We start from the raw sequence: 19,674 nt of genomic DNA on the forward strand, positions 1-19,674 counted from the left end.
CCCCGTGGACGAGACCCGCTGGACCGACCCTGGCCAGACCCCCGAGGACCGTGAGCTGGACCGCAGCCTGCGGCCGCGGAGCTTCGCCGAGTTCGTCGGCCAGGAGAAGATCAAGGACAACCTGCGTGTGTTCGTGCAGGCCGCACGCGAGCGTGGCGAGGTTCTCGACCACGTGCTGCTCTACGGGCCGCCGGGGCTGGGTAAGACGACGCTGGCGCAGATCCTCGCCGTGGAGATGGAACTGGAGATCCGCCTGACCAGCGGTCCGGCGTTCCAGAACAGCGCCGAGCTCATCGCCCTCCTGTCCGAGCAGGCCGAGCGTCGCGCGCTCTTCGTCGACGAGATCCACCGCCTCAACCGGGTCATCGAGGAGCACCTCTACCCGGCCATGGAGGACTGGCGGGTCGAGCTGGTCATCGACAAGGGGCCGGGGGCGCGGCATTTCAACCTGCAGCTCGAACCGTTCACACTCATCGGCGCCACCACGCGCGCCGGTCTCATCACGCCGGCGCTGCGCAGCCGCTTCGGCATCGTCTGCCACCTCGATTTCTATCCTCCCGAGGATCTCGCCACCATCGTCAACCGCTCGGCGGGCCTCTTGAATGTGGCGATCGAACCTGAAGGTGCGCTGGAGATCGCCCGCCGCAGCCGGGGCACGCCCCGCGCCGCCAACCGGCTGCTGCGCCGGGTCCGCGATTTCGCCCAGGTGTTCGGGACCAGCATCATCGACCGCGAGGCCGCGGACCGCGGCCTCACCTTGCTCGGCGTCGACCAGCTGGGCCTCGAACCCCTGGATCGGCGTTACCTGCAGATCGTCTGCGAGCACTTCCAGGGCGGGCCGGTCGGCATCCAGAACCTGGCGGTCTCGCTGGGCGAGGAGAGCGACACTCTCGAGGACGTGGTCGAACCTTTCCTCATTCAATCGGGTCTGCTCAAACGGACGCCGCGCGGCCGCGAGGTCACCCCGGGCGGCTGGCGGCACCTGGGTCTGGAGCCACCGGCCAGCGCGACCTCGACCCAGGGCGAGTTGCTCTGACCATGGCACGCCCGGATACATACGATTTCGATCTGCCACCGGAACTGGTGGCCCAGGATCCGCCGGCCATCCGCGGCGCCTCGCGGCTGCTGATCCTCGACCGTCACGGGCCGGTCCAGGGAGTGCGGGACTTCAGGGACCTGCCCGACCTGCTGGCACCGGGGGACCTGCTGGTGGCCAACGACAGCCGGGTCCTGCCGGCGCGCCTGTGGACCGTGCGCGAGGACACCGGGGGTCGGGTGGAGTTGCTGCTCGTGCAGCCGCATGCTGCCGAACCGGGCGCCTGGCAGGCCATGGCCCGCCCCGCACGCCGGCTGCGTCCGGGGCTGGTGCTGACGGTGGTGGGGGCGTCGTCCTCGTTGCCTGCGGGCCCACGGCTCACCGTGCACGAGCGCGATGACCTGGGCGTGGTGGTGACGGCACCGGACGGCACCGATTTCGTGAGCATCGCCGAGCGTTGGGGCGACGTACCGCTACCGCCGTATATCCGACGCGATCCCGACGACCCGGCGGCCGCCGCGCGCCGGGCTCGCGATCGCGAACGCTACCAGACCGTCTACGCCCGTGCGGCGTGCGATCCCGACGGCGCTTCGGTGGCCGCGCCCACGGCCGGGCTGCACTTCGCCGACGACCTGCTGGCGATCCTGGCAGGGCGCGGGGTGGCGCTGGCCAGGGTCACGCTGCATGTGGGGCCAGGCACGTTCCAGCCGCCTTCGCTCGAGCAGATCACCGCCGGTCGGCTGCACCCGGAGTTCTTCCGCCTGCCGGCGGCCACCAGCGCGGCGGTGGCCGCCTGCCGCCGGCGTGGAGGGCGCGTGGTCGCCGTGGGCACCACCAGTCTGCGGGTCCTGGCCACCGTGGCCGGACTCGGCCTCGCCGAAGAGGCGCCGACCGGCGCGGTCCACCGCTTCGACGAGACGGGGGCCGTGTTCCACGGGCTTGCCGAGCGCGAGGCGGCAGGGTGGCGGATCGCCGGCACGACGCGCCTGTTCATCAAGCCGCCGGCCACCGTGACCGCCGCCGATGCCCTGGTCACCAATTTCCACCTGCCGGGGTCGAGCCTGCTGATGCTCGTGGCGGCGTTCGCCGGCGAATCGTCCTGGCGCGCCGCCTACGACGAGGCCGTGGCCCGGCGACTCCGTTTCTACAGCTACGGGGATGCCATGTTCGTCCGCCCCGCCGCGCAGGAGGGATCGTGAGCGATCTGCTGGAACGCCCCTTCGGTTTCTCGGTGCTGGCCCGCGACGCGGGGACCAGCGCGCGCCTGGGGCGGCTCGCCACCCCGCATGCCGACGTGAAGACGCCGGTGTTCATGCCCGTGGGCACCGCGGGGTCGGTGAAGGCGGTCACCTTCGACCAGGTCGCCGCTTCCGGGTCCCGGATCATCCTGGGCAACACTTACCATCTGCATCTGCGGCCCGGCCACGAGCTCGTGGCCAGCCTCGGTGGCCTGCATCGTTTCGAGTCCTGGGACGGCGCGCTGCTCACCGACAGCGCGGGTTTCCAGGTCTTCTCGCTGAGCGAGCTGGTCAAGGTGAGCGAGGAAGGGGTCCGCTTCCGCTCGCATCTCGACGGGTCGCCGCTGTTCTTCTCGCCCGAGCGGAGCATGGAGATCCAGCTCGCCCTAGGTGCGGACATCGTCATGGCCTTCGACCACTGCGTGCCTGCCACCGCCGAGCCCGCCGAGGTGTCGCGCGCGGTGGACCGCACCGGCCGCTGGCTGCGCCGCTGCCTGGAGGCTTTCGGGCCCGGCGGGCGCCGGTTCCAGGGTGGCTATGAGCGCGTGCTCTTCGGGATCATGCAGGGCGGCACCAGCGCGGCCGAGCGCCGGCGGTCGGCCGAGGACATGATCGACCTCGACCTGCCGGGCTACGCCATCGGCGGCCTCTCGGTGGGCGAGCCGAAGCCCGTGCTGCACGAGTTGAGCGCCGTGGCGGCGGACCTGCTGCCACGGGACAAGCCGCGCTACCTCATGGGCGTGGGCTACCCCGACGACATCGTGGCCGCGGTCGCGGCCGGCGTGGACATGTTCGACTGCGTGCTGCCCACGCGCATGGCCCGCACCGGCTCGGTGCTGACCTGGTCCGGCCGCCTGGTGGTCAAGAACAGCGAGTACGCCCGCGACGAGCGTCCCCTCGACCCCGACTGCCCCTGCCCGGTCTGCCGGCGGCACTCGCGCGCCTACCTGCGCCACCTGTTCCAGGCGCGCGAACTGCTGGCCTCCATGCTGGCGACCCAGCACAACCTCTGGTTCTACCAGGAACTGATGCGCGGCATCCGGGCCGCCATCGCCGAGGGCCGGATGATGGCCTACGCGCAGGAGGTGACGCAGCGGTGGAACGCGGGCGAGGAGGAGCGGCTGGCCCGGATCGCGAGCCGTCCGCCCGGGGGGCGAAAACGCCGATAGAAGTTGCCGCCTCGCCGCTGCGGTCGCATTATGGAACCGAATCTCGACAACCGAACCATCGACGACAAGGAGTGACCCGTGTCCCTGTTCAACTTCCTCGCCATGTCCGCTCCGCCCGCCGACGGTGCCCAGGGCGGCCCCAACCCCCTCTGGACCTTCGGCATGATGGCCATGATCATCGCCGTCTTCTGGTTCCTCATCATCCGTCCGCAGCAGAAGCAGCAGAAGCAGCGGCAGGCCATGATCTCGGCGCTCAAGAACGGCGACCGCATCGTGACCAACGGCGGCCTCTTCGCCACGGTCAAGGACGTGCATGAGGACAAGGTCGTGGCGTTCATCGCCGACGGGGTGAAGGTGGAGATCGCCAAGAGCGCGGTCGGCGCCGTGGTGCAGAAGAAGGCCTGATCTTGGACCAGACGGCAGCCGACATCCTGCCCGTGCGGCGATACGGCGCACCGTGCCTCCGTGCTCGCTGTGCCGAGGTTCCCGCCGACGAGGATGTTTCCGACCTCGCCCGGGCCATGGCCGAGGCCATGCTCGCCGCCGACGGCGTGGGGCTCGCGGCGCCGCAGGTGGGCGATCTGCGGCGCGTGGTCCTGGCGGCCGATCCGGCCCAGCGACCGCTGCAGCCGCTGGTCCTGGTCAACCCCGTGATCACCGAACGCTCCGGTCCTCTGGTCGGATTCGAGGAGGGGTGCCTCTCGTTTCCCGAGCTCTTCGTGACCTTGCAACGGCCCCGGGAGATCAGTGTCCGGTACCGCGACCTGGAGGGTAACGAGCGGACCTTGCGCGACGACGGCATCCTGTCGCGCATCGTCCAGCACGAGGTCGACCACCTCGATGGCGTCCTCTTCATCGATCATCTGCCGCGCTGGCGGCGCTGGCTCCTGGGCTGGCGTCTGCTGCGGTTGCGGGCGCGGGAAGCGGAGGTCGCGGCGTGAAGATCGTCTTCATGGGCTCGCCGGATTTCGCGGTGCCCTGCCTCGACGCCCTCCTCGACGGGGGCCACGACGTGCCGCTGGTGGTCTCCCAGCCCGACCGTCCCGCTGGGCGGGGCCGTCACCTGGCCCCCACCGCGGTCAAGGCCGCAGCGCTGGAGCGGGGCCTGGCGGTGCTGACCCAGGACGGCGGCCGCGCCGAGCGCACCAAGGTCACGGACATGTTGCGCGACCTGGCCTGCGACGCGGTGGTGGTGACCGCGTTCGGACACATCCTGCGCGAGCCTTTGCTCAGCATGCCGCGGCTGGGGTGTCTCAACGTACATTTCAGCCTGCTGCCGCGCTGGCGGGGCGTCTCGCCGGTTCAGCAGGCGATCCTCCACGGCGATGCCTGGAGCGGGGTCTCCATCATGCAGATGGATGCCGGGGTCGACACCGGTCCCGTCCTCGCCACCCGGCCCACACCCATCGCGGCGCAGGAGACCGGTGGCGCGCTGCTGGCTCGTCTCGGCGAGCTCGGCGCGGCGCTCCTGCAGGAGACGTTGCCACTGCTGGACGCCGGGCAGATCGTACCCCGTCAGCAGAACGACCGCGGCGCGGTCTACGCGCCCAAGCTCACCAAGGGACTTTCCCCCGTCCGCTGGGACCGCGACGTGGTGACCGTGCACAACCAGATCCGCGCCCTCGATCCCTTCCCGGGCACCACCAGCTACGTCGGCGACAAGCTGCTGAAGATCGGTCGGGCCGAACCGGCGGGACTCCAGCAGGACGGCGACGCGCCGGGCACGGTCCTCGCCGTGGCCGACGATGGACTGCTGGTGGCGTGCGGCGAGGGCGTGCTGCGCCTCCTGGAACTGCAGGCTCCGGGGCGGCGCATGCTGCCGGTGGACCAGTTCCTGCGCGGTTTTCCGGTGCAGGTCGGGCAGGTCTTCACCTCGTGAGCGTCGACCCACGCCGCCGGCTGGCCCTCAAGGTGCTCCTCGCCGTCCGGCGCGGACGCCCGCTGGATGCCGAGCTGGCGCGCGCGCGGCGGACGCTCGGCGCCGAGGCGGGGGTCCTGGAGGAACTTGTCAAGGGGGCGCTGCAGTGGCAGGGCCGCTACGACTTCATCGTCGAGCGCTTCAGTCGCCGGCAGGCCAGCCCGGATGCGGTGGTGCGCGGCGTCCTCCACCTGGCCCTGCACCAGCTCCTGACGAGCACCGGCGTGCCGGCGTACGCCGCCGTGCACCAGGCCGGTGAGCTGCTACGGGCAGAGCGAAAGCCGCGCGCCGTGGGTTATGCCAATGCGGTGCTGCAGTCCGTGATCCGCCACGTGGAGGCGGCCGAGTCCGGCACTCCCTTGCAGGCGGTCCACGAGCTCTTCATGGGGCCAGAACGGACCGCTGCCGATTACCTGGCGGCCTGGTGGTCGCATCCCCGCTGGCTGGTCTCGCGCTGGCTCGAGCGCTTCGGCGACGCGGAGACCACCCAGCTGCTGCAGCACGCCAACGAGCCCGCGCCCATCACCCTGCACGTCTTGCCCGGACAGGATCCGACGGCTACCCTGGGGGCCCTGGCCGCCGCCGGGACCAGCGCCGCACCGGTCGCCGGTTTTCCCCGGGCCCTGCGCCTCGCGGAGCGGCTGGATCGGACACGCCTGCGCGCGCTGCTCGACCGGATTCCCCGGCTGCTCGTCCAGGATGCCGGCGCGCAGGCTGCGCTGGATTGGTTGACTCGCGAGGGGAGCGACCTCGCCGGTATCGAGGACGGCCCCGTGGTTGATCTCTGCGCCGCGCCCGGCGGCAAGGCCGCGCATCTGCGCGCCATGCTCGACGCCCGGCGTCTGGTGGTGGCCATGGATCTCCGGCCGCGCCGGCTGAGTCGGGTGCGCGAGAATCGGGATCGCCTCGGGCAGGCAGGGATGCCGCTCGTGGCCGCCGACGGCTTGCAGCCGCCGCTGCGCATGGGCAGCTGCGCCGCCGTCCTGGTCGACGGCCCCTGCTCCGGGACTGGCGTGGGACGCCATCATCCCGAAGGTCGCTGGCGGCTGCGACCGGACACCCTGCCTCGCAACGCCGAACGGCTGCGGGCGCTGGCGGCGAGCGCCACGGATTTGCTGGTCCCCGGCGGATGCCTGTACTATGCTACGTGCTCGCTGGAACCGGAGGAGAACGAGCAGGTCGTGGCCGCGCTGCTGGCGGCGCCGCTGGGGCTGGAGCCGGACCCCGATCCGGACGGCTGCTACCAGCGCACCTGGTTGCCCTGGCGCCACGATTGCGATGGTTTCTTCGCGGCGCGGCTGCGTCGCCGACGGGAGTCGACCGAGGGCCATGAGTGAAGCGCGCGGCATGAAAGTCTGGGAATTCCTCCTGCTCTTGCTGGGCCTGATGGTCATCGGCGGCGTGCTGCTGGTAGCGGTGAATTTCACGGTGTTGCCGCGCATCGTCCATCGCAACACCGTGGTGGTGACCCCGGACCTGCAGGGAATGACCGTCGCGGGCGCCAACCTGGTCCTGGCCGATAAGCAGCTGCAGGTCACCGAGTCCCGCCAGCGCGCGCATCCCACCATCCCCGCGGGCATGATCCTCGAGCAGACCCCGGCCGCCGGCAGTCCCATCCGGGGCGGTCGCACCATCCGCGTGGTCACCAGCAACGGTCCGCCCCGGGGTGGCGTGCCCAGTCTCGCCGGCCTCAGCTTCCGGCAGGCCGAGATCACGCTGCAACGGGAGAACTTCCGCCTCGGCCGGGTCATCCGCCTGACCCGCGAGGACATCACCACGCCCACCGTCCTCTTCCAGAATCCGCCCGCCGGCCGCGACCTGCGCAAGGGGCTGGCGGTGGGCCTTGTGGTGGGCGAACCGGCACCGCCGCGCCTGCTGTGCATGCCCGATCTGCGCGGCGTGCCGCTCTACCGCGCGCGCCAGCAGGTAGCCGACGCGGGTTGCGTGCTGGGCCCGGTGACCTACGAGCGTACCGATCGCCTCGCCGCCAACCTGGTCCTGCGCCAGGAACCGGCGCCGGGGCGCCGCATCCGCAAGGGAGAACGCATTGAGCTGGTGGCTTCGTCACCCTGACCACGGCGTGGCCGTGGCCCCCTCGCTCCTGTCGGCCGACTTCACCGACATCCGCCGTGACATCGCCAGCATGAGGGACGCCGGCGTGGACCTGCTCCACCTCGACGTCATGGACGCCCACTTCGTGCCCAACCTGACCTTCGGGCCGTTCATCTGCGCCGCGGTGCGGCGGTGCACCGATCTGCTGCTGGACGCCCATCTGATGATGACCAACCCCGAGCAGTATCTCGAGCCGTTCGCTGCGGCCGGGGTCGACGCCATCACCGTGCACGTCGAGGCGGACTGCCCCTTGCCCGCCACGCTCGAGCGGATCGGCGAGCTGGGCCTGCGCCGGGGGCTGTCGCTCAACCCGAGTACCGACCTGGCCGCGCTCGAACCGCTGCTGACGGCTGCCGATCTGGTCCTGGTGATGACCGTGCAGCCGGGCTTCGGCGGCCAGGCCTTCGATCCCCGTGGTCTCGAGAAGATTGCGCAGCTGGCACGGTGGCGCGAGGAGCGCGGCTGGTCCTACGCCATCAGCGTCGACGGGGGCGTCAACGACCAGACCGCCGCCGGCTGCCGTCAGGCCGGGGCCGACATCCTCGTGTCGGGGTCCTGGTTCTGCAAGGCGGACGACCGGACCGCCGCGGCCGCAATCCTGCGCGGCGAGCACGCCTGACGGTATGCCGTCCGGCGGATCCTGGCCTCAAGCAGGTGAATCTTGCCCCAATCGGGCGATTCTGCTATATTTCCAGCCCGTCGAGCATCCCGGGGTGGGCCCAGCGGCCCGCCCCGACTTTTGGCATGGCTCGACAAGTGTCATGTTGGCAATGTTTTAGCGCGAGCGAGCGCTGACCGCCACCATCCTGGCGGCCGGCACTGGCTTGTGCGCCTTCGTGCGCAGCGCAGCGCACCGCGGAGAGCGATACCGTGTTCCAGGATCTGACCCGACGCCTCGAAGGGGCCATGCGCAAGCTGGCCGGCCAGAAGCAGCTGACCGAGGAGAACATCAAGGAAGCGCTGCGCGAGGTGCGCCTGGCGCTCCTCGAGGCCGACGTCAACTACCAGGTGGCCAAGGGTCTCGTCTCGCGCGTCCGCGAACAGGCGCTGGGGCAGGATGTCCTCGAGGGCCTGGATCCGGCGCAGCAGGTGGTCAAGATCGTCCACGAGGAGCTGAAGGGCCTCCTGGGTGGCGAGACCGCCGAGCTCCTCCTGCCCGAGAAGGGCATGGCCACGGTCATGGTCATGGGCCTGCAGGGCTCGGGCAAGACCACCTTCTGCGGCAAGCTGGCCAAGCAGCTGCTGGGTCAAGGTCGGCGGCCGCTCCTGGTGGCGGCCGACATCTACCGCCCCGCGGCCATCGATCAGCTCGAGACCATCGCCGGCCAGGTGGGCGTGCCGGTGTTCAGCGACCGCGTGAAGAAGAGCGCGCCGCAGATCGTCAAGCTGGGCCAGCGCAAGGCCCGCGACAACAACTGTGACGTGCTGATCGTCGACACCGCCGGCCGCCTGCACATCGACGAGACGCTCCTCAAGGAGCTGAACGATATCGAGAAGACCGTGGCCATGGACGAGAAACTCCTCGTCCTGGACGCCATGACCGGCCAGGAGGCCGTGAACATCGCCGAGCAGTTCGCCGCGCAGGTGGGCTACGACGGCGTGGTCCTGACCAAGCTCGACGGCGACGCCCGCGGCGGCGCGGCGCTGTCGGTCAAGGAGATCACCGGCAAGCCGGTCAAGCTGGTGGGCGTGGGCGAGAAGCTCGACGATCTCGAGGTCTTCCACCCCGACCGCATGGCCAGCCGGATCCTGGGCATGGGCGACGTGCTCACGCTGATCGAGCAGGCCGAGAGCAAGATGGATCTCGACGAGGCCCAGCACCTGGCCGACCGCTTCAGCCAGGGCGAATTCTCGCTCGAGGATTTCCAGCGCCAGATCAAGCAGATCAAGCGCATGGGATCGTTCAAGGGCATGCTCAAGATGCTGCCCGGCATGGGCGGTGGCGCCCTGGACAAGATCGATGTGGATGACAAGCAGTTCGCGCGCGTGGAGGCGATCATCAACTCCATGACGCTCGAGGAGCGACGCAAGCCGGATGTGATCAACGGCTCGCGACGCAAGCGGATCGCCCGCGGCAGCGGGACCAACGTCTCGCAGGTGAACAAGCTGCTCAAGCAGTACCGGGACATGCGGCGCATGATGAAGCAGATCAACGCCGCCGGTGGCCTGCAGGAGTTCGGTCAGCGCGTGCTGGGCGGCAGTCCGCATTAGGAGGCCCCGCGGGGCCTCGCGCACGCGGCGCGCATGGTGCGCGTCGCGACACCACCCGAATGGGAGGCTGATAAGTTGGCGACAACCATCCGACTGACCCGTATGGGCAAGAAGAAGCGCCCGTTCTACCGCCTTGTCGTGCTCGATAGCCGCAAGCGGCGGGACGGTGCCTACCTGGCGAACCTGGGCTACTACAATCCTTTCGTCGAGCCCCTCGAGGTGGACCTGCACCACGACGAGATCCTCTCCTGGCTGGAAAAGGGCGCCGAGGTGCGCGATACCGCCCGGTCGCTGCTCAAGCGCGAGGGCATCCTCTACCAGTTCAGCCTGATGAAGCAGGGCCTGTCTCCCGAAGAGATCCAGGCCAAGATGGAGGCCTGGAAGCCCGGCCAGCAGGCGCGGGTCGAGCGGGAAGAGAAGGCCCGGCACGACCACCTGCGTCAGGTGAACGAGGCCGAGCAGAAGCGTCGGGACGACATCGCGGCCGCCGCGGCCGCCGAGGCCGCTGCCGCGGCTGCGCCCGCCGAGGAAGCCGCCGACGAGGCGACCGAACCCGCCACGGAGGATGAGTAGCGTGAGTGGAGCCCAGCAGTTGAATGCGGCCCAGGAACGGGCCCTGGATCTGATCTCCTACCTGACCGTCAATCTGGTCGACCATCCCGATGACGTGCGCGTCGATCTGGTGGCCCAGGACGACCGCGAGGTTTTCAAGGTCCGATTGCATCCCGACGATCATGGTCAGTTCATCGGCAAGAATGGTCAGACCGCCCGGGCGGTCCGCACGTTGCTGGCGGCGATCAACGCCCGCAGCGATCAGCGGTTCGCGCTGGAGATCGTGGAAGAGTAGCATGGACGGATTCGTGCCCATCGCCGACGTGGTCAAGGCCGTGGGGCTGCGGGGAGAGGTGAAGCTCTACCCGCTGCTCGATTTCCACGCGCCGCTGCTCGGTTCGGACTACCTGCTCTGGGACGACGGCCAGGCCGCCGTCTTCGAGAAGGCCCGACCGGCGGGTAACTGCGTGGCGGTCAAGCCCGCCGGGTGTGACGATCGCGACCAGGCCGAGGCCATGGTCGGACGTCAGCTCGGCTTTCCGCGCGCACGCTACCTCGACGCCGACTTCCCCCGACCGGCGGAGGGCCTGCCCTTCCGTTACCTGGGGCGGACGGTGCAGCGACGCGACGGCGAGATCCTGGGCACGGTGCAGGAGGTGCGTCGCTACACGGCGCAGGTCCTGCTGGTCATCGAGCACGAAGGCCGCGAGGTGATGATCCCCGCGGTGGCGCCGATCATGGCGCCCGACGCCGGTCTGGACGGCCCGCTGGTCGTCGATCCGCCGGAGGGATTGCTCGATGCTTGAGGTCAAGGTGCTCACGCTGTTTCCCGACATGGTCCGCACGGTGCTGGAGACCAGCATCTGCGGCCGGGCGGCGAAGCAGGGGCTCGTCCGCTACGAGGTCACCGATATCCGGGACTTCGCGGTGGACAAGCATCGCACCGTCGATGATTCGCCTTACGGCGGCGGCGCCGGCATGATCATGATGGCGCCGTGCGTGGTCGAAGCGGTGGAGGCGGTCCGCGCCGATGCGGACGCTCCCGTGCTGCTGACCTCGCCGCAGGGAGAACGGCTCGACGAACAACTCGTACTCGAGTTGCTCGCCGCAGCGCAGGACGCTGGCGAGATCATCCTCGTCTGCGGCCACTACAAGGGGATCGACGAGCGCGTGCGTCAGCTGCTGACCATGCGCGAGGTCTCCATCGGCGACTACGTGCTGACCGGCGGCGAATTACCGGCGCTGGTCATCGTCGACGCCATGGTGCGCCGTATCGAGGGCGTCCTGCACGACGCCGCTTCGGCCGCGAGTGACAGCTTTACCCGCGACCGTGACGGTGGCCTCGACTGTCCATGGTACACCAAGCCCCCCGAATACCGGGGTCTGTCCGTTCCCGAGGTGCTGCTGACCGGGCACCACGCGAATATCGAGAGCTGGCGGCGCGAACAGGCGCAGGAGCGCACGCGCGAGCGGCGGCCGGATCTGCTGGCCGAACGCGACCGTGAAGCCGCCCAGGGACGCTAGAAAACGAAACGAACGAGCCCCCGACGGGGCCGACCAGGCCTGGTCCACCGGACCGGGCGCCCATACTGGAGGCAGTCATGAGCAACGTGATCGACAGTCTGCGCTACGAGGAACTGCGGGAGGACCTGCCCGAGTTCAACATCGGCGACACCATCCGGGTCGCCGTGCGCATCAAGGAAGGCGGCAAGGAACGCCTGCAGAACTTCGAGGGCGCGGTCATCGCCATGCAGGGCACCGGGCAGGAGAAGTCCATCACCGTGCGCAAGCTCTCGAGCGGCGTGGCGGTGGAGAGGATCTTCCCGCTGGAGTCGCCCAACGTGGCCAACATCCTGGTGGTCAAGCGAGGTCGTGTCCGGCGCGCCAAGCTCTACTACCTGCGACACAAGCGCGGTCGCAAGGCCAGGATCCGCGAGGCCCGGCGCAAGTAGCGCCGTGACCCGACGGACGACGCGACTGTTCGAATTCGACCGGGAGTGTTCCCGTGGGGGAACCCTGCTCCTGGCCGGCGTGGACGAGGCGGGGCGCGGCTGCTGGGCCGGCCCCGTCGTCGCTGCTGCGGTGATCCTGCCCGCCGACTGGCTGCCCACCGATCTCGACGATTCCAAGCAGCTCACTCCTGCCCGTCGCGAGGATCTGGCCGTGCGGATCCGTGCCCGGGCGGTGGCCTGGGCCGCCTGCGCGGTGGGACCCCGCGTCATCGAGGCCGAGAACATCCTGGCCGCCACGCTGCAGGCCATGGCCCGATCCGTCGCCAGGCTCAGGCCGGCGCCAGACCTGGTGCTGGTCGACGGTCTGCAGACCCCGCCCATGGCCTGCGCCTCCCGGGCCCTGGTCAAGGGCGACGCCACCAGCGCCGCGGTGGCCGCAGCCTCGGTGCTGGCCAAGGTCCTGCGTGACCGGGTGATGGTGGTCTGGGACCGACGCTACCCCGGCTACGGGTTCGCCGCACACAAGGGCTACGGAGCGCCGGTGCATCGGGAGGCGCTCCAGCGTCTCGGCCCCTGCGCGCTGCATCGCCGCACGTACAAGCCCATCGCCGCACTCGACCAGACCAGCCTGTGGAACGATTCCTGCTGATCCGACCCCGCTGATCCGCCCTCGAACCTCCGGCGCGTTCCCTCCTCCCGGACCGGATAAGAATCCATGGATGCCGCGACCCTCGGCCGCTGCGGCGAAGCCCTCGTCCTGACCGTCTACGAGGCCGCCGGATTCGTGTGCCGCGAACGCCGCTGGCGTCGTGGCGGGGGAGAGATCGATCTCGTCGTGGAGCGCCCTGGACTCCTGGTCTTCGTGGAGGTCAAGACCCGTGGTCCGGGCAGCTACGCCCGGGCCCGGGAGTGCATCAAGCGGTCCCAGCTCCGGCGTCTGCGGCGGCTCGTCGGGCGCTGGTGCCACGAACAGCCGCCGGGCGCGGTGCGACTCCGGCTCGACGTGGTCACCGTGGATTTCGCCGGGCCCGGGCGCGGTCTGGTGTTGCGCCACTATCCGGACGCGGGCTGACCTCCCGAAAGCGGTGGTCACGCTCCGGACCCTCCGCTATGATGCGCCAGGCAACCCGAGGACGATCTCGCCGGCACGCAGGAGGCGCCCGGCACATGAACTACTGGCACATCTTGAACGAGGCGCGGGGCGCGCTGGCCGCCGGAGATTTCCGGGCGGCCGAGGCAGCGCACGCGCGCGCCCTGGCGGCGCGCGATCGGGACGGTCGACGGGTCTTCGTGTCCGAGACCTTGCCCGACGGTCTCGGCCGTCTCTGGCAACGCGTGCGTGGGCGTCAGAACGACGGTGCGACGCCGGGACGCTGGGCACAGGCCGTATCGCAGTTCGTGGCCGAGTTCCGCAGCCGTGCCGAGGCCGCCGTGGTTCGCGCGCGTCGTCAGCTCGACCTCGGCCCCGAACACGATCCCGACCAGTCGCGCGAACTGCTCGAGGCCGCGCTGTACCTGTCGGTGGACAGCCGGCTGGCCGAACGTCACCTCCCGGTGGCTCCCTTGCTGCTCGCCCTCTTCCGCCTGCTGCCCATCACCGGGCGTCTCGGCGAGGCCTCGGTCCTGCATCCGGACCTCGACCTCACGGTAGCCGACCGTCTCGAACTGGCCGAGCTGGCTGGCCGCGGCTTTCCCCGGCTCGATCCCGCGGCGCGCCTCGCCTGGACCCGGGCCGTGCTGGATCTGCTGGCCGTGGATTCGCTCGCCTGGTCCGCGGACGCCGACGCGCGCCGGTGCTGGCTCGCCGCCGAACTCGCCGATGCCCACCTCGACGATGTCGACGAGGTGCTGACCCGCTGGGAAGCATGCGAACGGACCATGCTGCCGGCGGACCGCCAGCGGCTCGGGCGTCTGCGTCGCCTCGAGATCCTGGCGGGCCACCCCCGGCGTCGCCTGGCCGTGCCGCGTTACGCCGCCGCGCGCCGCCTGGCCGCCGCGCTCGCCGACGTGGCCGACCTGGAGGGGGCGGCGCGACGCGATGCCGTGCTGGCGTTCCTGGCTCATCGCCAGCCCGGCGACCAGCCGACCCGGTTCTGGATCTCGGCGGCCAGCGACGCCGAGGGCACGGTCCAGGCCGTGGCCTGGTGGGGCGAGGAGCCGCGCGACGTGGCCACCTGGCGCCCGGGCGAGGACTCCGAGGCGCTGGCGGACTGGCTCTTGCCTGCGGCCGGGCGTCTGGTCTGGGCCGGCGCCGGTCCGGACGCCGTCGTGGCCGAGGCCTGGCCGACCGGACATCCCGGCCACAGCCTGGACCCTTTTCTCGAGGCGGTGCTCGAACCGCTGCTGCCGGCCGACGGCTGGTCCGAGGATCTGGCGCGGCGCCTGGCCCTGGCCCGCAGCGGCGCCTGGCGCGAGGCGTGGTCGCCGTCGAGGGGGGACTCCCGTCTCGCGCCCCCTGGCGCCGACGGCGTCCTGCCGCCGGGGCAGCGCGAACTGGAGCCTGCACTCCAGGCCGGGCTGCTGTGGCTCGCGGTACTCCACCGGGTCAACCAGGCCGATCCCGCCCTGCGGGCCGGACTGCTCGAACTCGGCCGCCGCGGCGATCCAGCCGCCGCGTTCCTGCACCAGTGCGCGGTGCTCGGGGCCGCCGACCGTGCCGCCATGGATGCCGCGTGCCAGCCGTGGACCCTGCCCTTGCTATGGACCCGACCCGATCCCCTGAGTGCCGGTGGTGGCGCGGGTGCCGGCGCCCAGGAGCAAGCCGACCTGGCTGGCCAGGCCGTGGCGGTGGTCGCCACCCGGCAGGCCAGCCGGGCGCTGGCGGCCTGGAGCGACGGCGACCGACGCTTCCGGGTCGTGCTCGACCGCCTCGAGCGACTGAGCGAATTGCGTCAGCAGGCCCGCGAGACCTACGGCCCGGTCACCGTGGTGCCCACCGGCGGATCGGTGCACGAACTGACAGCGGCGCTGGCCCTGCTCGACGAGCTGGCTGCCGAGGCTGCCGAGGACGGGGGACTGCTGGCGGTCTGTCACTGGATCCGCCTGGTGGAGACCCACAACGGCGATCTGCTCGACCACGCCGTGCTCCGGCCCCGACCGCCCGGCAGCTGTCCGCTTCTCGACCGCTATGCCGCACGCATCGCCGTGCTGCCCCGTCAGTCACCGGTCAGGGAGACCGGTCCGGCCGGCGACTGGGGAGACCAGTACGCCCAGCGTGTCAGGCGTTCGGGTCTGGTGGCCGGCCTGGTCGGCGATCTGCCGGCGTCGGCGTCCATGCTCGATGCATTGTGGGGCGTGTTCGACGGCAGCGACGTCAGCTGGGTGTTCCTCGACAGCGCCATGGTCCACTGGCAGCTGCAGGCCCGGGACGATGCCGGCGGCGCGGCGCTGCACGGCCTGCTCGCCACGCGAGGGCGGCGTCACCTCTCGGTGCTGGCCGCCACCGGTCTGTTCGCCGACGACCTGGCCTCCTGGTTCGACACGACCCTGGCCGCTTACGGCCGCCCATACCATCTGAACCTGACGGACCACACGGCGCCCCGGCTGACCCTGGCGCACCGCGCTCCCTTGCCGACGGCGGTGCTCGACCCGGTGGCCGCGTCGGCGGCGCCGCTGATCTACCTGCAGGCTGCCCCCGGCGGCACACAGGTCCTGCTGCCCCGCGAACACGCGGCGGCAGCGCTCTGGCAGGATGCCGCGCGCGGACGCTTCGGCGCGGTGACCTGGGCACTGGCGAACGAGGACGGTGAGCCGCCCATCAAGCTGGTGGTGCCGCGGCTGACCGCCCTGGACGATGCCGCCGAGCCGATCCTGCCCCGTCGCGCCGACGTGGCTGCCTGGCAGCAGGGCGACGATCAGCGGGCCGCCCGCGTGGCGGCGCGCCGCCGGCTCGTGGCCCTGGAGACCGCGGCCTTGCTGTCCGGACCGGCGGCCCAGGTCGAGGTGCTCGACGCCCGCTGGTGGCGCTGTCTGCTCGACCTGGCGATCGATTCCGAGCCCGCCTTGACCGCGGCGGCGCAGTCCGCGGCGGCGTTCGTGGATCTGCCGGCCCAACCTGCCGGCGCGGACGCCGTCGCCGTCTGGCGTGGCGTGGCGGCCTGGCTCACCGAGCAAGGGATTGTGCCCGGGCTTCTACCCGGCTGGACGGGCCCGCCGCTCGGCGAGGCGCGACCGCTGGTGTCGGGCGGCATCCAGCGCCACCTCGTGCCGGCGGCCACGATCTGGCGCGACCTCTCGGCCGATCTACTCGCCGCGTTCGAGCGTGGCGACGCAGCACGACGCCTGCTGGTGGTGGCCGCGGAGCCGCCGCCCGAACTGCGAGCCCTGCTGGCGGCCCTGCCGGGACCGGGCGCGTCGGTGCTCACCGGAGAGCAGGGGCGGCCCATGGGACCAGTGGCCTGGGTCCGGCCGGTGGACCTGGCCCGGCTGGTGGTCGGAGGCTGGGCGTTGCCCGCGGCGACGGGAGTCCTCGTCCAGGATCTCGATGCCATGTTGCCTCCCGATGGCGAGGCTGCCGAGAGCGGTGCGGTCCTGCTGGGCTGGCTCGCCGACGCCGGCGCGCGCCGGCTCGACCTGGTGGGCCGCGAACTCACGCCCGCCTGGCAGAAGCTGCTCGCGTCCCGGCTGGATTGTCCCGAACTCGACAGCGGCGCCGAGATCGGTGGCTGGCGCTCGTTGCGCCGGGGAACCGCGCCGGCGGTGTCCCGGCATTGTCCCCAGTGCGGCCGTCAGGGTCCCGGAGTGGTGGACGGCCTGCTGTGTGCAGCCTGCGGCTACGGGCTTGCCGGCCCCGGACCCAGGGGGGAGGCCCTGGACACCATCGCCGTCCGCGCGCGCAACCTGCTGGCCGAGACGGATCTCGGACGAGAGGAGGTCCTGGAGATCTGGGGCAGGGCGGACGATCTCACGCGCCTGGCGACCGAGGTCCAGAAAGCCGGCCTGCCGGGCATCACCGCCGACTCCCGCGACCTGAATCTGCCAGACGGCCGGCGCTGGCGCCTCCGTGAAACCGTGCTGACCGCTCGGGCCGAGACGGGGCAGGCCGTGTGCCTGCGCCCCCAGGGCGATCCCGCCTCCCTGCGACCCCTGGCGCCGCTGTCTGGGACCGCCACGCTGAGCATGCTCTACGACCGGGCTGAACTCGAAAAGGGCGACCTGGCGGCCGGGGTGGAACGCCTGCGGATCCTGTTGGCCACCGGGACCTGGCTCGAGAAGAGCTCCGTGGCGGATCTGCCGCGCGTCCCGGTTCCCGTGGCCTTGCCCCTGGCCCGCCTGGCCTGGCAATCCGGGTTGAACGAGGACGCCGTCCGGCGTGCGCTCCAGCTGCTGCGCTGGGCGGGGATCCTGGCGGGGCAGCTGCTGCCCACCGAGGTGGCCGTCGGTGGCGAGGCCAGCAGCACCCGGCTCCTGGTGAGCACGCCGCTGCAGGACATCAAGCTCCGGCTGGCGGCCCTCTCGGGAGAGGTCGAACCGGCGCTGGCGGCGTTGCTCGCCGGCAACGTGGCCGGGGCCTGGCACGAGGTGGCCCACCCGCCCATGGCGCCGGGAGCGGGCCAGGAGGTCACGGCCTCGCTCGACCGGTTCTTCGGTCTGGCCGCCGGATGGGGCCTGAGCTCCGGCGACCGCCTCCTCTACCGCGCCCCGCGCGGCGCCTGGTTCTCGGCGCGCCGGCAGGTGGGCTGGCTGGGCGATCGCCAACGGCTCACCGCGGCGCTCGTTGGTGAACTCGACGGCTTCGCAGCCTGGATCCGCGAGGTCTTCACCGAGGCATCGCGGGTGGACCGGGGCTTCCTGCTGGCCTTGCCGGCCCACCATTCGCCCGCCACCCAGCGCTTCGTCCTGCTGGGGCAGGAGCTGGGCTTCTGGGCCGTCACGGCGCCGGCGGGGTCCGACCACGTGCCGCGGGCGCTGCTGGTGCGGCTGCAGGAGTCGGCTGCCCTGGCACGGGGGTCCGCGGCCGTCGGCCTGCTGGCCGACCTGGCAGCCGAGCGGGATGCCTGGCGCGCTCGGCTGGCCGGCACGCCCGCGGGCGGGGCCGTGCCCGTGCTGGACGCCGCGGATGCCACGCCGGAAGCGAGTCCGGCCGCGAGCGCCTGGTGGCGACGCGGTCGCGGTCAGGAACTGCTGAACTCGACCCTGGAGGAGATCAAGACACGCCTCGACGCGTCGTCTGGCGTGCTGGTGCTGGCCGGGCCCTGCGGCAGCGGTCGGACCGAGGCCCTGGTGAGCGGATTGGCGGCCAGCGAGCACGGACGGCTGGCCGAGATCTGGTGCCCGGATCTGGCCACGGCGGTGCGGGTCCACCTGGAGATCCGCAGGCGCCATCCCGACTGGGTACCCGACCTGCAGGTCTGGACCGGGAAGGAGCCGGCCCCGCAGCGCCGGATCACCGCGCCGGCCGAGCGGCATACCGTGGCCATCGTCGAGTTGCAGCGGTTCGCTCGCGAGGACCGCTATCGCCTGCAGGACATGGCGCGTCAGGGGAGCCTGCTGCTCACCGTGGATGTGGACGAGGCGGCGGCTGGCGGGCCCTGGGAGGAACTCTTTCTGACCACGCCGCGCCGCGACGACGTCCAGCGGCTTCGCGTGCAGATGCTGCAGGCCCAGTTGCCCTGGCGGGTCACGCGTCCGCTCCTTGGCCAGGAGTCCAGCGAACCCCGCAGCCAGCGACGTGAGAAGGGGCAGGTGGAATCCCGGCCGGCCGGCACGCTGGACGAGTGTGCGGCCGCGGTGACCGCGGCGGCGGGGTCGGGACGGATCGGTGAGCTGATCCACCTGACGGCCCCTCTGGCCGAGGATGTGCAACTGCTGCTGCGGGCCCTGGCCGATCGCGGCTGGGCGGCCGTGGCCCGCGCCGACCTCGAGCCGCTGCTCATGCCCGGCATGCTCGAATGGCTGGCCGCCCTGGCCGACGCGCACCGCCGCCGGCACGGCCACTGGCCCGGTGCCGCCGGCCGGGCTCTCGCGCCCGACAGCCCCTGGCTGCTGGCTTCGCTGCTGCCGGCCGCCGAAGGTGCCGACTGGGGTACCTGGTTGCGCTCCTTGCCGGAAGCGGTGCTGGAGGACACGGCGGTCTTCACCGAGCGTTTAAGGCGGACGCCCTGGAGCCCGCTGGCGCGCGTCCGCGCCCAGGCTCGCGGGCGCGTGACGGCGTTCCTGGCCGCCGCATCCGGTGCGCCCGGCGACGTCATCCCGGCCGATCTCTGGCAGGCCTGGCGCCGCCAACTGGCGTCGGTGCTGGACCGCGGCGACCTGGCCGTGGGCCCGGCTGCCGCCTGCCTGGCCTCGGCCACCCAGCCACAGGGGCTGCTGGCCGAATCGGTGGTGTACGTCTGCTTTGGTCCGGAGCCGCCGGCGGTCCATCGGACGGTCCTGGCCCGCGCCACCGACCGGCTGCTGGTGCTGTATCAGGAGCACTCGCCATTGCCGGGCGAACGGGACAGCGATCAAGGTCATTGATCCGGCCGCGGACCGTTCGATCAGGAGT

General features: G+C 71.4%; 18 protein-coding genes. All 18 read left to right on the forward strand.

Annotated features, from left to right (window positions below; genetic code table 11):
• Positions 1 to 4 precede the first annotated feature (4 nt).
• The 18 genes from ruvB to IFSED24_RS04165 all read left to right on the forward strand — a co-directional run bounded on the left by ruvB (position 5) and on the right by IFSED24_RS04165 (position 19,646).
• Positions 5 to 1,036: a Holliday junction branch migration DNA helicase RuvB gene (gene ruvB, locus IFSED24_RS04080; RefSeq protein WP_491333950.1), complete on the forward strand. Its 1,032-nt coding sequence runs from the start codon at positions 5 to 7 to the stop codon at positions 1,034 to 1,036.
• Between the two features lie 2 nt (positions 1,037 to 1,038).
• Complete coding sequence (gene queA, locus IFSED24_RS04085) at positions 1,039 to 2,235, forward strand: tRNA preQ1(34) S-adenosylmethionine ribosyltransferase-isomerase QueA (protein WP_491333951.1); 1,197 nt, start codon at positions 1,039 to 1,041, stop codon at positions 2,233 to 2,235.
• On the forward strand, positions 2,232 to 3,443 hold the full coding sequence (tgt, locus tag IFSED24_RS04090) for a tRNA guanosine(34) transglycosylase Tgt (RefSeq protein ID WP_491333952.1): 1,212 nt from the start codon (positions 2,232 to 2,234) through the stop codon (positions 3,441 to 3,443). Before queA ends, tgt begins: the two co-directional genes overlap by 4 nt.
• A 78-nt stretch (positions 3,444 to 3,521) precedes the next feature.
• Positions 3,522 to 3,848 (forward strand): preprotein translocase subunit YajC, encoded by a 327-nt coding sequence (gene yajC / locus IFSED24_RS04095; RefSeq protein ID WP_491333953.1) that lies wholly within the window; start codon positions 3,522 to 3,524, stop codon positions 3,846 to 3,848.
• Positions 3,849 to 3,850: 2 nt separating this feature from the next.
• Positions 3,851 to 4,384: a peptide deformylase gene (gene def / locus IFSED24_RS04100; protein WP_491333954.1), complete on the forward strand. Its 534-nt coding sequence runs from the start codon at positions 3,851 to 3,853 to the stop codon at positions 4,382 to 4,384.
• Positions 4,381 to 5,322, forward strand: a complete 942-nt coding sequence (gene fmt / locus IFSED24_RS04105) for a methionyl-tRNA formyltransferase (protein ID WP_491333955.1) — start codon at positions 4,381 to 4,383, stop codon at positions 5,320 to 5,322. Before def ends, fmt begins: the two co-directional genes overlap by 4 nt.
• A complete protein-coding gene (locus IFSED24_RS04110) occupies positions 5,319 to 6,698 on the forward strand; it encodes an RsmB/NOP family class I SAM-dependent RNA methyltransferase (protein ID WP_491333956.1) in 1,380 nt (459 codons plus the stop codon). The genes fmt and IFSED24_RS04110 overlap by 4 nt, the downstream gene beginning before the upstream one ends.
• Positions 6,691 to 7,434 (forward strand): PASTA domain-containing protein, encoded by a 744-nt coding sequence (locus IFSED24_RS04115; RefSeq protein WP_491333957.1) that lies wholly within the window; start codon positions 6,691 to 6,693, stop codon positions 7,432 to 7,434. The genes IFSED24_RS04110 and IFSED24_RS04115 overlap by 8 nt, the downstream gene beginning before the upstream one ends.
• A gap of 7 nt (positions 7,435 to 7,441) precedes the next feature.
• Complete coding sequence (rpe, locus tag IFSED24_RS04120) at positions 7,442 to 8,092, forward strand: ribulose-phosphate 3-epimerase (RefSeq protein WP_491335025.1); 651 nt, start codon at positions 7,442 to 7,444, stop codon at positions 8,090 to 8,092.
• A 251-nt stretch (positions 8,093 to 8,343) separates the two neighbouring features.
• The gene (gene ffh / locus IFSED24_RS04125; RefSeq protein ID WP_491333958.1) at positions 8,344 to 9,684 is read left to right on the forward strand and encodes a signal recognition particle protein; all 1,341 of its coding nucleotides are present in this window, start codon (positions 8,344 to 8,346) and stop codon (positions 9,682 to 9,684) included.
• 75 nt (positions 9,685 to 9,759) lie between these two features.
• Positions 9,760 to 10,257, forward strand: coding sequence for a 30S ribosomal protein S16 (gene rpsP / locus IFSED24_RS04130; RefSeq protein WP_491333959.1), 498 nt, complete (start codon positions 9,760 to 9,762; stop codon positions 10,255 to 10,257).
• Position 10,258: 1 nt separating this feature from the next.
• A complete protein-coding gene (locus tag IFSED24_RS04135; protein WP_491333960.1) occupies positions 10,259 to 10,531 on the forward strand; it encodes a KH domain-containing protein in 273 nt (90 codons plus the stop codon).
• Between the two features lies 1 nt (position 10,532).
• On the forward strand, positions 10,533 to 11,042 hold the full coding sequence (locus IFSED24_RS04140) for a ribosome maturation factor RimM (RefSeq protein WP_491333961.1): 510 nt from the start codon (positions 10,533 to 10,535) through the stop codon (positions 11,040 to 11,042).
• Positions 11,035 to 11,760: a tRNA (guanosine(37)-N1)-methyltransferase TrmD gene (gene trmD / locus IFSED24_RS04145; protein WP_491333962.1), complete on the forward strand. Its 726-nt coding sequence runs from the start codon at positions 11,035 to 11,037 to the stop codon at positions 11,758 to 11,760. Before IFSED24_RS04140 ends, trmD begins: the two co-directional genes overlap by 8 nt.
• A 77-nt stretch (positions 11,761 to 11,837) precedes the next feature.
• The gene (rplS, locus tag IFSED24_RS04150) at positions 11,838 to 12,188 is read left to right on the forward strand and encodes a 50S ribosomal protein L19 (RefSeq protein ID WP_491333963.1); all 351 of its coding nucleotides are present in this window, start codon (positions 11,838 to 11,840) and stop codon (positions 12,186 to 12,188) included.
• 4 nt (positions 12,189 to 12,192) lie between these two features.
• On the forward strand, positions 12,193 to 12,837 hold the full coding sequence (gene rnhB, locus IFSED24_RS04155; RefSeq protein ID WP_491333964.1) for a ribonuclease HII: 645 nt from the start codon (positions 12,193 to 12,195) through the stop codon (positions 12,835 to 12,837).
• Positions 12,838 to 12,903: 66 nt separating this feature from the next.
• The gene (locus IFSED24_RS04160) at positions 12,904 to 13,260 is read left to right on the forward strand and encodes a YraN family protein (RefSeq protein ID WP_491333965.1); all 357 of its coding nucleotides are present in this window, start codon (positions 12,904 to 12,906) and stop codon (positions 13,258 to 13,260) included.
• Positions 13,261 to 13,355: 95 nt separating this feature from the next.
• Entirely contained in the window at positions 13,356 to 19,646 is a 6,291-nt protein-coding gene (locus IFSED24_RS04165) for a hypothetical protein (RefSeq protein ID WP_491333966.1), read from the forward strand.
• The last annotated feature ends 28 nt before the right edge of the window (positions 19,647 to 19,674 follow it).

This window comes from Candidatus Latescibacter sp. IFSED24 (assembly GCF_058273205.1).

What these genes read in the sequence shown, in the direction of transcription:
- queA (WP_491333951.1), top strand. Translation starts at nt 1,039, where the DNA reads ATGGCACGCCCGGATACATACGATTTCGATCTGCCACCGGAACTGGTG.
- IFSED24_RS04115 (WP_491333957.1), top strand. Translation starts at nt 6,691, where the DNA reads ATGAGTGAAGCGCGCGGCATGAAAGTCTGGGAATTCCTCCTGCTCTTG.
- IFSED24_RS04140 (WP_491333961.1), top strand. Translation starts at nt 10,533, where the DNA reads ATGGACGGATTCGTGCCCATCGCCGACGTGGTCAAGGCCGTGGGGCTG.
- trmD (WP_491333962.1), top strand. Translation starts at nt 11,035, where the DNA reads ATGCTTGAGGTCAAGGTGCTCACGCTGTTTCCCGACATGGTCCGCACG.
- rplS (WP_491333963.1), top strand. Translation starts at nt 11,838, where the DNA reads ATGAGCAACGTGATCGACAGTCTGCGCTACGAGGAACTGCGGGAGGAC.
- IFSED24_RS04160 (WP_491333965.1), top strand. Translation starts at nt 12,904, where the DNA reads ATGGATGCCGCGACCCTCGGCCGCTGCGGCGAAGCCCTCGTCCTGACC.
- IFSED24_RS04165 (WP_491333966.1), top strand. Translation starts at nt 13,356, where the DNA reads ATGAACTACTGGCACATCTTGAACGAGGCGCGGGGCGCGCTGGCCGCC.